At 68.7% G+C, this 15352-nt stretch carries 15 protein-coding genes and 1 pseudogene; 10 read left to right on the top strand and 6 right to left on the bottom strand.

The annotated features are described in order from the left end of the window. The first annotated feature begins 8 nt into the window (after positions 1-8). Complete coding sequence (locus tag ACK4SE_RS05645) at positions 9-641, top strand: LysE family translocator (RefSeq protein ID WP_409689732.1); 633 nt, start codon at positions 9-11, stop codon at positions 639-641. A gap of 84 nt (positions 642-725) precedes the next feature. Then, positions 726-1262 carry a CC0125/CC1285 family lipoprotein gene (locus ACK4SE_RS05640; RefSeq protein ID WP_409689729.1) on the top strand — a complete coding sequence of 179 codons (537 nt, stop codon included), beginning with the start codon at positions 726-728 and terminating at the stop codon, positions 1260-1262. Positions 1263-1274: 12 nt separating this feature from the next. On the opposite strand, the gene ACK4SE_RS05635 is transcribed toward ACK4SE_RS05640, so the two are convergent. Next, positions 1275-2015 (bottom strand): DUF6065 family protein, encoded by a 741-nt coding sequence (locus ACK4SE_RS05635; RefSeq protein WP_409689726.1) that lies wholly within the window; start codon positions 2013-2015, stop codon positions 1275-1277. Between the two features lie 81 nt (positions 2016-2096). Here ACK4SE_RS05635 and ACK4SE_RS05630 point away from each other — a divergent pair, with 81 nt between their 5' ends. The 4 genes from ACK4SE_RS05630 (at position 2097) to ACK4SE_RS05615 (ending at position 4611) form a co-directional block, all read left to right on the top strand. Beyond that, positions 2097-2615 carry a prolyl-tRNA synthetase associated domain-containing protein gene (locus ACK4SE_RS05630; protein ID WP_409689724.1) on the top strand — a complete coding sequence of 173 codons (519 nt, stop codon included), beginning with the start codon at positions 2097-2099 and terminating at the stop codon, positions 2613-2615. A gap of 78 nt (positions 2616-2693) precedes the next feature. After that, a complete protein-coding gene (gene trxA / locus ACK4SE_RS05625; RefSeq protein WP_409689721.1) occupies positions 2694-3593 on the top strand; it encodes a thioredoxin in 900 nt (299 codons plus the stop codon). A 3-nt stretch (positions 3594-3596) separates the two neighbouring features. Then, positions 3597-4253, top strand: coding sequence for an LON peptidase substrate-binding domain-containing protein (locus ACK4SE_RS05620; RefSeq protein WP_409689718.1), 657 nt, complete (start codon positions 3597-3599; stop codon positions 4251-4253). 163 nt (positions 4254-4416) lie between these two features. After that, a complete protein-coding gene (locus ACK4SE_RS05615; protein ID WP_409689715.1) occupies positions 4417-4611 on the top strand; it encodes a Trm112 family protein in 195 nt (64 codons plus the stop codon). Positions 4612-4634: 23 nt separating this feature from the next. On the opposite strand, the gene ACK4SE_RS05610 is transcribed toward ACK4SE_RS05615, so the two are convergent. Further along, positions 4635-5894, bottom strand: coding sequence for a UbiH/UbiF/VisC/COQ6 family ubiquinone biosynthesis hydroxylase (locus tag ACK4SE_RS05610; RefSeq protein WP_409689712.1), 1260 nt, complete (start codon positions 5892-5894; stop codon positions 4635-4637). 129 nt (positions 5895-6023) lie between these two features. On the opposite strand from ACK4SE_RS05610, the gene ACK4SE_RS05605 reads away from it, so the two are divergent. Beyond that, positions 6024-8372, top strand: a complete 2349-nt coding sequence (locus tag ACK4SE_RS05605; protein ID WP_409689709.1) for a DNA translocase FtsK 4TM domain-containing protein — start codon at positions 6024-6026, stop codon at positions 8370-8372. Positions 8373-8656: 284 nt separating this feature from the next. Beyond that, positions 8657-9793 (top strand): serine hydrolase domain-containing protein, encoded by a 1137-nt coding sequence (locus ACK4SE_RS05600; RefSeq protein ID WP_409689706.1) that lies wholly within the window; start codon positions 8657-8659, stop codon positions 9791-9793. Here the strand turns inward: ACK4SE_RS05600 and rarD are convergent. Both rarD and ACK4SE_RS05590 read right to left on the bottom strand, forming a co-directional pair. After that, positions 9790-10725 (bottom strand): EamA family transporter RarD, encoded by a 936-nt coding sequence (rarD, locus tag ACK4SE_RS05595; protein WP_409689703.1) that lies wholly within the window; start codon positions 10723-10725, stop codon positions 9790-9792. The genes ACK4SE_RS05600 and rarD overlap by 4 nt on opposite strands. 10 nt (positions 10726-10735) lie before the next feature. Continuing rightward, positions 10736-11785, bottom strand: a complete 1050-nt coding sequence (locus ACK4SE_RS05590) for an aspartate-semialdehyde dehydrogenase (RefSeq protein WP_409689700.1) — start codon at positions 11783-11785, stop codon at positions 10736-10738. A gap of 123 nt (positions 11786-11908) precedes the next feature. Between ACK4SE_RS05590 and zapE the strand changes: the two genes are divergently transcribed. Together zapE and ACK4SE_RS05580 are read left to right on the top strand one after the other, a co-directional pair. Continuing rightward, positions 11909-13015, top strand: coding sequence for a cell division protein ZapE (zapE, locus tag ACK4SE_RS05585; RefSeq protein ID WP_409689697.1), 1107 nt, complete (start codon positions 11909-11911; stop codon positions 13013-13015). A 59-nt stretch (positions 13016-13074) separates the two neighbouring features. Further along, complete coding sequence (locus ACK4SE_RS05580; protein WP_409689694.1) at positions 13075-13572, top strand: YbjN domain-containing protein; 498 nt, start codon at positions 13075-13077, stop codon at positions 13570-13572. Here ACK4SE_RS05580 and ACK4SE_RS05575 read toward each other — a convergent pair. Further along, positions 13566-14903, bottom strand: coding sequence for a TrkH family potassium uptake protein (locus ACK4SE_RS05575; protein ID WP_409689691.1), 1338 nt, complete (start codon positions 14901-14903; stop codon positions 13566-13568). The genes ACK4SE_RS05580 and ACK4SE_RS05575 overlap by 7 nt on opposite strands. An 89-nt stretch (positions 14904-14992) precedes the next feature. Further along, positions 14993-15352 (bottom strand): annotated as a pseudogene (locus tag ACK4SE_RS05570) (malate dehydrogenase); the annotation flags it as partial.

Genomic DNA, 15352 nt, shown 5'->3' with positions numbered 1-15352 from the left:
CGGCGCCCATGAACGCCCTGCCCGTCGATCCACATCTCTACCTGGCGTTCCTGGCGGTGATGGCGGTCATGGCCGTGACGCCGGGCCCCGCCAACGTATTCGCCGTGGCCACCGGGATGCAGAAGGGTCGCGCAGCGGTCTTCATGGCCGTAGCGGGCATGAACGTCGCCACCCTTGTCTGGTTCTCCGCCGCCGCCCTGGGCCTGGGCGCGCTGGTCAAGGCGTTTCCCGAGGCGTTCCGCGTGCTGGCCATCGGCGGCGCCCTCTATGTGGCCTGGCTGGGGATCAAGGCGATCCGGGGCGCCTTCCGTACCGCCGCCGAGCCCTCCGAGATTCCCGTCCGGAAGGGCCGCAGCGCCTTCGTCGACGGCTTCACCGTCCAGATCGCCAACCCCAAGGCCATCCTGTTCTTCACGGCCGTCCTGCCGCCCTTCCTGGATGTGGACCGCTCGGCCGCCCCGCAGCTGGCCCTGTTCGCCTGCGCCACCATCGGCATGGATGTGATCACTATGACCGCCTACGGCATGGGCGGGGCGGCCTTGAAAGCGCGGATGACCGACCCCAGATTTCAGCGTAACTTCGGCGTCATCGTCGGCGGCCTGCTTCTCCTGGCCTCGGTCCTTATTCTTTTGAGATTATAAGGACTTCCGGATCGGCGGAACGGAGCTGTTCATCCACCGTTCAGCGAGCGGGGGATATAATCGGGCTAAATGGGAGAGAGTTTCATGAGACGCGTCATCCTGGCTTCGGTCGCCGCCTTGGCCCTCACGGCCTGCGCCACCGCGACCCCGTACCAAGCCGCCAGCCCTCAGGCCCGCGGCGGCTATTCCGAAATGCAGATCGAGCAAAACCGATTCCGCGTCGGTTTCGCCGGCAATTCCGTGACTTCGCGCGAAACGGTGGAGATGTATCTGCTGTATCGCGCCGCCGAACTGACCGCCCAGAACGGTTTTGAGTGGTTCCAGACCGTGGATCGCGTCACCGATCGCGACACCCGCTATGTGGCGTCGCCGGATCCCTGGTTCAGCTCGCACTACGGCCCCTACTGGGGTCCGTCGTGGCGCTTCTATCACCGCGGCTACTGGAGCCCCTGGGGATCCAGCTGGGGCCGTGACATGGACGTTCGGGAAATCACCCGCTTCGAGGCCAACACCGAGATCCTGATGGGTCGCGGAGCCAAGCCGAACGATCCCAACGCCTTTGACGCCCGTGAGGTGCTTCAGAACGTGGGTCCGCGCGTCGTGCGCCCGTCCATGAACTGAGCCACGCCGGTCTCAGAACAGCCTGAGTGACTTCATCCGCCGCTTGTTGACATGGTCAGCAGGCGGCGGTGTCGTTTCATCCGGGTATTCTCCCTTGAAATAGAATCGTTGCCACGCCTCCCTGGCGGCATCGGGATCGCCTGCGGCCAGGCGGTGATTGAAGCTGGTGCGCTCGCGGTTCCAGGCGTCGAACTGGCCCTTCATGGCGGGATTGCCGTCCAGCGTCTTCATGACCGGCTGGAACTGCTCCATCTTCTTGTGCTCGACGATGGTGATGAAGCAGAAGGGCTCGCCCTTGGCGAACTTGACCCGGCCGGGTCGCGTGAAGATCCAGTTCATGGTGAAGGGGAATGGCAGCCAGTCGGTCTCGATCAGGCCGGTCAGGGCCTGAATGCCGTCCTTGACGTGATTGGGGGCGCCCGACGCCACCACCGCCCAGCCGGGCGGCGTGCGAAACAGATAGTTGGGATGCATGGTCACCACCCCGCGCGAAAAGTGCGAGACCACGAAATGGGCGAAGTCGGGGTGCGGCCGGTCCGGGGTCAGGGTGATGTCCGTCTGCGACGGCCCGCCGTTCCACTCGGCGGTGAAGCCCATGGGGCACAGGATCTCCCAGCCTGTGGTGTTGGCCATGCTCAAGGGCAGGCAGCGATAGGGGTGCCGCGCGGCGAAGGCGTCCATCCAGTCCCGCGATGGCCGTCCCGGCACGATCTCGGGCGGGCGGGCCGTCATGGGGTAGCATTCCAGTTCCAAGGCGGGGCTCCGGCGGTCTAGTCTGAAGGTGGCGCGACCCTATCCCCGCCGCACCCGACGCCTCAAGCTCACAATGACCCCATGACCGATCCCGCCCAGCCCGCCTTCGACCGCGACCGCCTCGAGGCCTGGTTCACGGAACAGGGGCTGGCCGCCCAGACCCACGATCACCCGCCCGTGTTCCGGGTGGAGGAGGGGCTGGAGATCAAGGCCGCCATGCCGGGCGCCCACACCAAGAACCTGTTCCTCAAGGACAGGAAGCAACGCCTGTGGCTGATCTCGGCGCGCCAGGACACAGTGATCGATCTGAAGACCGCCCACCGTCTGATCGGCGCCGACCGGCTGTCCTTCGGCAATGAGGCGCTGATGGTGGAGACTCTGGGCGTGCGCCCTGGCTCGGTGACGGCCTTCGGCCTGATCAACGACACGGACCGCCGCGTGACCTTCGTGCTGGACCAGCGTCTGGCGCAGGCCGACATCGTCAATTTTCACCCCCTGACCAACACCGCCACCACCGCCATGGCCCAGGCCGACTTCCGTCGCTTTCTGGGCCTGGTCGATCACCCGCCCCTGATCGTGGATTTCAGCGCGTCCGCCTGATTGCACTTCACGCCGGGGGCGACCATCTGGGTCTGAACGCGTTAGACTGCCTGACCAAACTTGCCGGAAACGACACTGATGACCTTCGCCGACCCGTTCGCCGCCAACACCCCCGATCCCGTCAAGGACGGCTCCGACGCCGAATTCATGACCGATGTGGTCGAGGCGTCGAAAGTTCAGCCCGTGATCGTCGACTTCTGGGCGCCCTGGTGCGGCCCCTGCCGGACCCTGACCCCCGCCATCGAAAAGGCCGTGCGCGCCGCCAGGGGCAAGGTGAAGCTGGTCAAGATCGACGTGGACACCAACCCCGCCTTCGCCGGGCAGTTGCGCGTGCAGTCCATTCCCACGGTCTACGCCTTCAAGGACGGCCAGCCGATCGACGGCTTCCAGGGCGCCATCCCCGAAAGCCAGATCACCGCCTTCATCGAGCGCCTGACGGGCGAATCCTCCGGTGCGTCCGACCTGGACCAGATCCTGTCCATGGGCGAGGAATCGCTGGGCCTGAACGATCTGGGCGGCGCGGCCCAGGCCTTCGCCCAGGCGCTGCAGCTGGACCCGAAGAATGAAAAGGCCATCGCCGGCATGGCCCGGGTCTATCTGGCCGACGGCGACGCGGATCAGGCGCGCCAGACCATCGCCATGGCGCCCGATCCCTCGAAGGAGCCCACGGTCAACAGCGTGCGAGCCCAGCTGTCGCTGGGCGCCGGCGCGCCCGTCGCCTTGACCTCGGAGCAGGAAGCCAGGGTCGCCGCCGACCCGAACGACCATCAGGCCCGCTTCGATCTGGCCCTGGCCCAGGCCGCCGCCGGCCAGCTCGAGCCGGCGGTGGATCACCTGCTCAAGATCGTCGCCGCCGACCGCGACTGGAACGAGCAGGCGGCGCGCAAACAGCTGCTGACCATCTTCGAGGCGGCCGGTTCCAACTCCGAGATCGCCCGCGACGGTCGTCGCCGTCTGTCCTCCATCCTGTTCGCCTGATCGATGGCCCACAGCTACATCAAGATTGCGGACCTGCCCCAGGTGATCCCGGTGTTCCCGCTGGCGGGGGCCATCGTCCTGCCGCGCGGCCAGCTGCCCCTGAACATCTTCGAGCCGCGCTATCTGAACATGATCGACGACGCCATGGCCGGCGACCGAATGCTCGGCATGATCCAGCCGTCGGGCGGACCCGACGCCCTGCCGGCCCTGTCGCCGGTGGGCTGCGCCGGACGCATCACCAGCTTCGCCGAGACCACCGACGGCCGTTATCTGATCACCCTCACCGGCGTGGCCCGGTTCCGGGTGCTGGCCGAACTGCCGGTCCAGACGCCCTATCGTCAGGCCCGCGCCGACTTTGCCCCGTTCGCCCTCGACCTGACGGCGCCGGACGAGGCCGAGGCGTTCGACCGCGACGACCTGCTCTCGGCGCTTCAGGGCTATCTGAACCCGCGCGGGCTGGACATCGACTGGGACGCGGCGCGCGACGCCCCGCCCGAAGCCCTGGTCAACAGCCTGTCCATGGCTCTGCCGTTCGAGGCCCCCGAGAAACAGGCCCTGATCGAGGCCCTGACCCTGGGCGACCGCTTCGCCTGCCTGACGGCCCTCCTGCGCATCGACGCCGCCGAACCCGGTGACGACGAACCACCCACCATGCAATAGTCGACATCGTCCGTGCTTCCTCGAAGCAGGCACGCTCATGCGAACACCCACGGCTCCAGCGCCCTCAAGCAGCGAGCGTCCGCGACGCGAGCGATAGGGCAGAAAGGGAAGAAACCCCCTCAAGCAGCGAGCGTCCGCGACGCGAGCGTTAGGGCACTAAAGAATGACCGAGCATTTCAACACCCCGACCACCGTCGATCCCCGCCTGCTGGAAGTGCTGGTGTGCCCGGTCACGCGCGGTCGACTGACCTATGACCGGGCGGCCGGCGAGCTGATTAGCAAGGGCGCAAAACTGGCTTTCCCTATCCGCGACGGCGTGCCGATCATGCTGGCCGAAGAAGCCCGCGCGCTGGACTAGATTAATCCGCGGCATGGGGGGTCTTAGACCGCCTCGCCGCGCAGCAGCCTCGGCAGATCCCCGGCCCCGCCGCCCGCCTCTGTCATGAAGGCCCGACGCAGGGGGGCGATGCGGTTGACCGCCGCCATGCCCACGCCGCGCGCCAGACGCGTCAGCGGATCATCGTTTGAGAACAGCCGCACGAAACCGTCGAACCCGGCCGCGAGGGCCGCATTGTCGAACCGGCGCCAGCGGGCGTAGCGCTCCAGCACCCCCAGCGATCCGATGTCCTCGCCCAGCCGGGCGGCCTCGGCCATCACCTCGACCAGGGCGGCCACGTCCTTCAGCCCCATGTTCAGCCCCTGGCCCGCCACCGGGTGCACCCCGTGGGCCGCATCGCCGATCAAGGCCGCGCGCGGGGCCACGATGCGCTCGGCCAGCGACAGCGACAGGGGATAGACGAAGCGCGGCCCCTCCACCGTGACTTCGCCCAGAAACTCGCCGAAACGCCGGTTCAGATGGCTCAGGAACGCCTCGTCCGAGGCGTCGCGCAGGGCTTCGCCCCGGCGCGTGGTCTCGGTCCACACCAGACTGGCGCGGCTGTCGGTCAGGGGCAGGATGGCGAACGGGCCGGACGGCAGGAAATATTCATGGGCCACATTGCCATGGTCGCGCTCCATGCGGACCGTGGCCACCACCCCGCTCTGGCCGTAGGTCCAGCCGGTGGTCCCGATCCCGGCCGCCTCGCGCACCACCGACCTGCGCCCCTCGGCCCCGACGATCACCGGGGCGCTCAGGGTGCGGCCGTCCTTCAGCACCGCGTGGGCCGCGAATTCCTCCAGCCGCACCACCTCCACGGCGGCGGGCGCCAGCACCGGCACCCCGGCCGCGCGCACCGCCCCGGCCAGGGCCGCGCGGATATGGCGGTTCTCGATCATGTAGCCCAGCGGCTCGCCGCCCGTGCGTTCGCCGATCTCGTCGGCGTCAAAGCGCAGGAAGGCGGGCAGGGCCCGGTGCGAGGCTGCGCCCGGGCGGGTTCCGTCGGTCACCAGAATGCGGTCCATGCGGCAGGCGTGCGGCTCCAGCGCCGCGCCCACACCCAGCGCCTTCAGCATGCGGAAGCTGGACCAGGCCACCGCCGTCGAGCGCCCGTCAAAGCTGGGCGCCAGTTGCTCGTCGAACGGGAACGGGTCCACCAGCACCGGCTTCAGCCCGGCGCTGGCGGCGGCCAGCGCAAAGGTCGCCCCGGCCATGCCCGCGCCGGCGACGATGACGTCGAGATCGGTAAGGTCGTCCTGGCTCATGCAACCCTTGTCGCGCCCCCCTGCGGCCGCGTCCAGAGGCGGCGCCGTCGCAGGGGCTGGTAAACGCGGGCTTAACCCTGAAGGGCCGATGATCGGCGCAGTTGTCTGTAGCCCTACCGGAGCCCGCCCATGTCCGCGGCCCTCGCCATCGGAACCCGCGTTTATGACGGCGCCCGCATCCTGTGGGGCGCGCCCATCGCCGTGCGTTTCCGGGGCGGCTTCCTGGCCATTGCGGCGACCCTGCTGCTGGCCTCGCTGGTGTCGTGGAATCCGGCCGACCCCAGCCTGAACGCGGCCGCCTCTGTCGCCCCCACCAACTGGATGGGGTCCAACGGGGCGGTGTTCGCCGACCTGCTCTATCAGTCGCTGGGCGTGGCCGCCTGGCCCGCCGTCCTGTTGATGCTGGCCTTCGGCCTGTCGGCGGCCCTGGGCGAGGTGGTGCAGACCCGCCTGCGCCCGACCCCGCTCAAGGCCCTGGCCGCCGTGCTGGGTGTGCTGCTGCTGGCCGGCGCCCTGGCGGCCCTGGTCATTCCGGCCATCTGGCCGCTGGCGGCGGGCCTCGGCGGCCTGTGGGGCGACGCCCTGCTGTGGGCGCCGACGAGCCTGTTCGGCTTTGCGGGCATCCCTTTCGCCGCCCCCTTTGCGGGCGTCCTGCTGGCGATCGCGGCCGTGACGCTTCTGGCCTGGACCCTGGGCCTGCGCTGGCGCGACCTGACCGAGGTCCGCGTCGCCCGTCCCGTGCCAAAGGGGGTCCGCAAGGCCCGCGCGGCCCCGAAGGCCGCCGCCCCGAACGCCGCGAATGTGCGCCCCCGCGCCGTGGCGCCCGAGCCCGAGATCGACGACGACCCGGCCGAGCCCTCGCCCCCGTGGGAAGAACCCACGCCCGCCCCGCGCGCGCCCAAGGTGGCGGGCGTCAAGGCGCCGCGCCCGTCGGGCCGCGAGCAGAACGAGATGCAGGGCGCCTTCGAGTTCGCCCGCACCGAGGGCTTCGAGCTGCCCCCGCTGGGCTTCCTGTCCAAGCCCAAGACCCGCGTCGCCGCTGTCGACGAGGAGTCCCTGAAGCAGAACGCCCAGATGCTGGAGAGCGTGCTGGCCGAGTTCGGGGTCAAGGGCGTCATCGACCAGATCCGCCCCGGCCCGGTGGTCACCCTCTATGAACTGGCGCCGGCTCCCGGGGTGAAGCACGCCCGGGTGGTGGGTCTGTCCGATGACATCGCCCGCTCCATGTCCGCCCGCGCCTGTCGCGTCAGCGTGGTCCAGGGCCGCAACGCCATCGGCATCGAACTGCCCAACGCCAAGCGCGAGACCGTCTATCTGCGCGACCTGCTGGCCTCCACCGAATACGCCAAGCCCGGGCACCTGCTGCCGCTGGCCCTTGGGGAGACCATCGGCGGCGAGCCCTATGTGGCCGATCTGGCGCGCATGCCCCACCTGCTGATCGCGGGCACCACCGGCTCGGGCAAGTCGGTGGGGGTCAACGCCATGATCCTGTCGATCCTGTACCGGCTGTCGCCCGAACAGTGCCGCTTCATCATGATCGACCCCAAGATGCTGGAGCTCAGCGTCTATGACGGCATCCCGCACCTGCTGACCCCGGTGGTCACCGACCCCAAGAAGGCGGTCGTGGCCCTGAAGTGGACCGTGCGCGAGATGGAGGACCGCTATCGGCGCATGTCCAAACTCGGCGTGCGCAACATCGCCAGCTACAATGAACGGGCCCGCGAGGCCCTGGCCAAGGGCGAGCATTTCGAGCGCACGGTCCAGACCGGCTTCGATGATCAGGGCCGCCCGGTCTATGAATCCGAGAAGATCCGTCCCGAGCACATGCCCTATCTGGTGGTGGTCATGGACGAGATGGCCGACCTGATGCTGGTGGCGGGCAAGGACGTGGAGGGCGCGGTCCAGCGCCTGGCCCAGATGGCCCGCGCCGCCGGCATCCACCTGATCATGGCCACCCAGCGCCCGTCGGTGGACGTGATCACCGGCACCATCAAGGCCAATTTCCCCACCCGGATCAGCTTCCAGGTCACCTCCAAGATCGACAGCCGCACCATCCTGGGCGAACAGGGCGGCGAACAGCTGCTGGGTCAGGGCGACATGCTCTACATGGCCGGCGGCGGCCGCATCACCCGCCTGCACGGCCCCTTCGTGACCGATCAGGAAGTGGAGCAGGTGGCCCAGCACCTGCGCGAACAGGCCGAGCCGGAGTATCTGGACCTGATCACCGAGGGCGGCGACGAGGACGAGAGCTCGGGCGAGTTCGGCGGCAACAGCAGTTCCGGCGATGACCTCTACGACCGCGCGGTGGCCGTGGTCACCCGCGACCGCAAGGCGTCCACCTCCTACATCCAGCGCCGTCTGCAGATCGGCTACAACCGCGCCGCCTCCCTGATCGAGAAGATGGAGCAGGAAGGCGTGGTCAGCCCCGCCAACCACGCCGGCAAGCGCGACATCCTGGCCGGGCCGCCTCCTGTATAGTTAGGGCGCTAAGCTCGGCCCGCGGGGCCTCGCTGCTTGAGCGAATTTTGGGCGCTAACGCTCGCGTCGCGGACGCTCGCTGCTTGAGCGCGAACTCCGCTTCTCCTCCCCATCCATGGGGAGGGGGACCGCCCCGGCGACTCAGCCGGGGTGGTGGAGGGGGCGGCCGGGTGTGTGCCGGACGAACTCGACAGAAACCCATGCCGCCGATTTCAGACAATTCAGACCCCGTTTTTTCCGCCCCGGCGTCTGAAACCACGACGCCCGGATGCTATTGAGACCCTATGATCGACATTCACGGCCAGTGCCCCGCCCGCTTCTCCGGCGTGAAAGACGCCTTCGCCGCCAATTTCACCGAGGCCCCCGAGGGGCTCGACGAACTGGCCGCCCGCTTCTCCGTCTGCATCGGCGGGGAGACGGTCATCGATTTGTGGGCTGGCCACGCCGACGCCGCGAAAACCACGCCCTTCACCGACCGGTCGCTGGTCCCGGTCTTCTCCACCGGCAAGGTGGTCATGAGCCTGATGATCGCCACCCTCGTGGAGCGGGGTCTGACCACCTACGACACGCCGGTGGCCGGGATCTGGCCCGCCTTCGGCCAGGCGGGCAAGGACAAGATCACCCTGGGCCAGCTGATGAGCCATCAGGCGGGGCTGGCGGGCTTCGATGAGACCGTCGACCCGTCGGTCTGGTTCGAGCCCGGGGCGGTGCTGGACCGATTGGCCGCCCAGGAGCCCCTCTGGGAACCGGGCACGGCGTCCGGCTACCACCCCATCACCATCGGCTATCTGGCGGGCGAGGTGTTCCGGCGGCTGGACGGGCGGAGCATGGGCGCGGCGTTGCGCGAGGACTTCGCCCGGCCCTTCGATCTCGACCTGTGGATCGGCCTGCCCGAGGACCAGCACGATCGCGTGGCCCAGCTGAGGAAGCCCTCGGCCGCCCCCGATCTGGGGACCATCGACGCCGTCAAGAAGGCCGCCTTCCTGGACCGGGGCTCGGCCCCCGGCGGGCGCGGCTCGACCGAGTGGCGCAAGATGGAGATCCCGTCGGCCAACATGCACGCCCGCGCCGACGCCCTGGCCCGCCTGATGGGCGTGCTGGCCAACGGCGGAAAACTGGACGGCAAGATCATCCTGTCCCCGGAGACCCTGGCCGAGGCCACCCGCGAACGGATCCACGGCCCCGACCGCGTCCTGCCCTTCACCATCCGCTGGGCGGCGGGCTGGATGCGCAACGAGGGCCTCGACATCTTCGGCCCCGATCCGAAGACCCTGGGCCACTGCGGGTGGGGCGGCTCGTGCGCCATGGCGGACGCGACCACCAACCTCTCGGCGGCCTATGTCATGACCCGCCAGTCGCCGCACCTGATCGGCGATCCGCGCGCCCTGCGCCTGTTCGAGGCGCTGTACGCGGCTCTTTAAGCCGGCCCGGCGGCGTCCTTCAGGGCCCGGCGCGCGGCGTGCGCCCGGTGCATGGCCGCGGCCAGGAACACCGCCGCCCCGCCCCAGATGAAGGCGAAGCTGACCAGCCGGGTCAGGTTGAACGGCTCGCCCTGCGACACCCCGATGATGAAGCTGAGGGTCGGGGCGATGAACTGGATGAAGCCGATGGTCGACAGGGGCATGCGCCGCGCGGCCCACGAAAACAGCACCAGCGGCGCCACCGTCATGGGTCCGGCCAGGAACAGCCAGAAGGCGGCGACCGGGCTGTCGGTGAAATGCCCCAGCCCCTGATGGTTCAGCCAGATCAGCCAGGCCAGTCCGAACGGGGCCATGATCAGGCACTCCACCAGCAGCCCGGTCTGGGCGTCCGCCTGCACCCGCTTCCTGATCACCCCGTAGGCCGCGAACGACACGGCCAGGGCCAGCGACACATAGGGCAGGCCGCCGATGGCCACCCCCTGCAGCACCACCCCCATGGCCGCCAGCGCAATGGCTGCATAGCCCAGCCGGCTGATCCGCTCGCGGAACAGCCAGGCCCCCAGCGCCATGTTGAACAGGGGATTGAGATAGTAGCCGAGGCTGGTCTCCAGCGTCCGCCCGTTGTTCACGGCCCAGACGAAGATGAACCAGTTGACCGCGATCAGGGCGGTGGACAGGGTCAGCCACATGAGCGTGCGCGGATTGCGCAGCACCCGGCGCACCTGATCCGACTGTCCCGCCAGCCACACCAGTCCCGCCGCGAGCAGCACGCCCCACACGGCCCGGTGGCCCATGATCTCGCCCGCGTCCGCGCCGATGCGGCCCATGGGCTGATAGACCAGCGGGGACAGGCCCCACAGCACATAACAGGCGACCCCGGCGATCAGGGCCGCGCGGGCGGAGTCATCGCCGCCCGCCGGTTGGCCGGTCATGGCGAGGTCCTTATCCCACGGTCAGGGTGCGGTATCCGCTGGCGGTCTTCAGCATGCCCTGTTCGTCCAGCAACTGGGCGATCTGCACGGCGTTCAGGGCCGCGCCCTTGCGCAGGTTGTCCGACACCACCCACAGGCTCAGGCCGTGCTCGACCGTGTGGTCCTTGCGGATGCGCGAGACGAACACCGCGTGCTCCCCGGCGGCGTCCACCGGGGTGATGTAGCCGTCGTCCTCGTGCTTATCGATCACCATGATCCCGGGCGCGTCGCGCAGGATGGCCCGGGCCTCCTCCACCGCGATGGGGCGCTCGAACTCCAGCGTTACGGCCTCGGAGTGGCCCACGAACACCGGCACCCGCACGCAGGTGACGGTCAGCTTGATGTCGGGGTCCAGCATCTTGTGGGTCTCATCCCACATCTTGGCTTCCTCGTCGGTGTAGCCGTCGTCGCGGAACTCGCCGATGAAGGGCAGTACGTTGAACGCGATCTGCTTGGGGAACTTCTTCGGCGTGGCGTCGCCCAGGCCGTAGATGGCCTTGGTCTGGTTCCAAAGCTCGTCCATGCCCTCCTTGCCCGCGCCGGACACGGACTGATAGGTCGACACCACCGCGCGCTTGATCTTCGCCGCGTCATGCAGGGGCTTCAGCGCCACCACCAGCTGGGCGGTGGAGCAGTTGGGGTTGGCCACGATGTTCTTCTTCGTCGCCAGCTTGATGTGGTCCGGGTTCACCTCGGGCACCACCAGCGGCACGTCCGGGTCCTTGCGGAAGGCCGAGGAGTTGTCGATCACGATGGGGCCGGCCTTGCCGATCTTCTCGGACCATTCCCGCGACACCGCGCCGCCCGCCGACATCAGCACCAGATCCACCGTGGAGAAATCGAACTGCTCGATGTCCTGGCAGCGGACGGTCTTCTCGCCGAAGGCGACCTCGATCCCCTTGGATTTGCGCGAGGCCAGGGCGTGCAGTTCATCCACCGGGAAGTTCAGCTCTTCCAGGATGGACAGCATTTCCCGGCCCACATTGCCGGTGGCGCCAACGATGGCGACGCGATAGCCCATGATCTCGGTCCTGTCTCGAAGGGGGAGGTCTGCGCGCGGACGCGCATGCCCATTGCATTTAGTCCTTCGCACCCGCGAAGCAATCGCTTTGCAGCCCCGATTTGAGCCTTTAAGCGCATTTCCATGCCTTCCCTGACCCGCGCCGCCTATGACCGCCGCCTCCAGTCCGGCGCGCTGACCGCTGACCCCGCCCAGGAAACCGCCATCGCGGCCCTCAGCCGGCTGGAGCGCGATCTGGACAAGGGAGGGCGGCTGTTCCGCAAGCCGCCCCGGGTCAAGGGGCTGTATCTCTGGGGGCCGCCGGGCCGGGGCAAGTCCCTGCTGATGGACCTGTTCTACGCCGAGGCGCCGGAGCCCAGAAAGACCCGCGCCCACTTCCACGCCTTCATGGCCCGGGTCCATGACCTGATCCGCCAGTGGCGCGAGGGCGACGCGGCCCAGCGCAAGGCGGTCTTCGGCCAATGGAAAGGCGACGACCCCATCGCCCCCACCGCCGCACTGATCGCCTCGGAGGCGCGCCTGCTGTGCTTCGACGAGCTGCAGGTCACCGACATCGCCGACGCCATGATCCTGGGCCGGCTGTTCGAGGCCCTGTTCGAGCACCGGGTGGTGCTGGCCATCACCTCCAACCGGGCGCCCGACGACCTGTACCTCAACGGCATCAACCGCCCGCTGTTCGAGCCCTTCATCCACATGATCCAGGATCGCTGCGCGGTGGTGCAGATGGCCGGCGGGCGCGACTGGCGGCTGGACCGGATGAAGGCCCACCGGGCCTGGCTGTCGCCGCTGGATGACGAGGCCCGCGCCGAGTTCGACGGCTTCTGGGACGAATTGAAGGGCGATGAGCCCGAGGAGCCCGCCCATCTGTCGGTGGCGGGCCGCGACGTGGTGATCGAGCGCACCGCAGGCGGGCTGGCGCGCGCGACCTTCGCCGAGCTGTGCGCCCGGCCGCTGGGCGCGTCCGACTATCTGGCCATGGCCAGGCGGTTCCACACCCTGTTTCTGGACGGCGTGCCGGTGCTGGGCCCGGACAGCGCGCAGGAGGCGCGTCGCCTCGTCACCCTGATCGACGCCCTCTACGAGGCCCGCACCCGGCTGGTGGTGCTGGCCGAAGCGGCGCCCGAGGCCCTGTATCCCGAGGGCGTCGGCGCCTTCGAGTTCGAGCGCACCGTCTCGCGCCTGAACCAGATGTCCGGCGCCGACTGGCTGGAGCAGGCCGACGCCGCCTGACGGCCCCTTTTCCCCGGCGCGACGACAAGGCTAGAGTACCGCCAGCATCGGGAGGTTTCATGCGCATGTTCCATCTGGCCGCCGTCGGGGCGGCCCTGTCTCTGGGTCTGTCTCTGGCCGTATCCGCCGGCGCCGCCTCGGCCCAGGTGACCCCGCAGGCCGTGTCCGGCTGGTTGTCCAGCCGGAACCTGACGCCTGAGCTGGTCATCGAGGGCGAGGACCCCTTCATCCGCGTGCCGGACGGAGCCCTGACCTGGCTGCTGTTCTTCTACGGCTGCGAGGCCGACGGTTGCGACAGCCTTCAGTTCGGCGCCGGTTTCACCAACCCCGACATTACCAGCGACACCGTCAACAGCTGGAACCGCGACCGGCGCTTCCTCAAGGCCTATTTCGAGGCCGGCGCCGAAGGCTCGGCCATCGTCCAGTACGACGTGATCCCGACCCAGGGCGCGCCCATGGACCATCTGGGCGACCACGTGGACCTCTGGCGCAGCTTCCTGAACGCCTTCGCCGTCCACGTGGGTTATCTGGACCCGCCTGCGGGCGCCTCTCAGTAGATCAGGTCGTCCGGTCCGGCCCGCTCGCCGGCGCCGCGCCGGACGTTGGCCGCCAGCGCCAGCCCAAAGGTCAGGACGCCCACCCGGCCCATGAACATCAGGGTGATGATCGCCGCCTTGCCCGCATCCGTCAGGCCGCCGGTGACGCCGGTGGACAGCCCCACGGTGCCGATGGCCGAGATCGCCTCGAACGCCAGCGCTTCCAGCGGGGCGTCCTCCACCCAGACCAGCCCGAACACCGCCACGAACAGCACCAGCACGTAGAACGAGATCGACGCCGCCGCCAACTGGATGCGCTCCGGCGGCACAGCATGGCCCAGCACCCGGACCTGGGTCCGGCCCCGGAGGGTGGCGAACACCAGCGCGACGAGGGTCGCCAGGGTAGTGGATTTCAGCCCGCCGCCGGTGCCGGCCGGCGACGCCCCGAACATCATCAGCAGATACATCACCATCACCGAGCCCACCGCAAGCGGCCCCATGGGCACGGTGTTGAAGCCGACGGTGGTGGTGGCGGTCATGGCCTGGAAGAAGGCGGCCAGGGCGCGCTCGTCGCCGGGCAGGGCGGTGATGCTGGGCTCCAGCACGTACAGCAGCACGGCGCCGAAGACCGAGAACGCAAGCGTCGTCACGAGGATGACCCGGCTGACGAAACCCAGCGCCCGCCGCCGCCCGCGAACATTCTCCCAGACGTCGGCGAAGACCAGAAAGCCGATGGCCCCCAGATAGGCCAGCGCCGCCACAACCAGATTGACCGCCGTGTCGGCGCGGAAGTCCTCGAGGCTGTTGGCGAACAGGCTGAACCCGGCGGTGCAGAAGGCCGACACGCTGTGAAAGATTCCGGCCCAAAGGGCGTTCTCCACGCCCGCCCGCGCGAACAGGATCCAGAGCAGCACCGCGCCGGCCGCCTCCACGCACAGCACGAACGCGCCGATCTCGCGCAGGAACCGCCGCAGGTCGAAATCGGCGGGCAGGCCGAAGGCGCCGATGGCGGCGTGCTGCTGGGCCAGGCTCAGCTTTCGCTTCAGCGCCAGGGCCGCGATGGAGCCCAGCGTCATATAGCCCAGACCCCCCGCCTGGATCAGGGCCAGGATCACGATCTCGCCGAACAGGTTGAAGGCCCCGCCCGGATCAATAGACACCAGTCCTGTGGTCGATACCGCCGAGACGGCGATGAACAGGCTGTCGATCAGCCTGACCGGCTCACTCTGGGCCAGCGGCAGGGACAACAGCGCCCAGCCCGCCAGCATGTAGACGCCATAGCCGAGGAACAGCAGTCGCGGCGTGCTGAGAGACCCCAGCCAAAGCCGCAAACCCCGAAGCGCACGTGTCATGAAGGATGTCTCCGGACCTCATGTCCGAAAGGGCGCACCACGCGCCGGAAAGCAGAAGGGGCGGCCGAGGCCGCCCCTTTTTCAGTGTCTCAGGCCAGGGAGCCGTCGATGTCCTGGCAGGCCTTGATCAGGCCCTTCACCGAGTCGACCGAGGTCCTGAACATGGCCTTTTCCTCATCGTTGGTGTCGAACTTGATGATCTTTTCCACCCCGTTCGCGCCGATCAGGGCGGGCACGCCCACATACATGTCCGAGACGCCGTACTCGCCCGACAGCCAGGCGGCGATCGGCAGGACGCGCTTCTGGTCCTTCAGATAGGACCGGGCCATGGCGATGGCGCTCTCGGCCGGGGCGTAGAAGGCCGAGCCGGTCTTCAGCAGGGCCACGATCTCGCCGCCGCCCTTGCGGGTGCGCTCGACGATGGCGTCCAGCTCGGCCTGGGTCATGAA

The organism is Brevundimonas sp. (assembly GCF_046293315.1).
Lineage (GTDB): Bacteria > Pseudomonadota > Alphaproteobacteria > Caulobacterales > Caulobacteraceae > Brevundimonas.
Note: the sequence above shows the minus strand (reverse complement) of the source record. Positions and strands in the feature narration are given on the sequence as shown.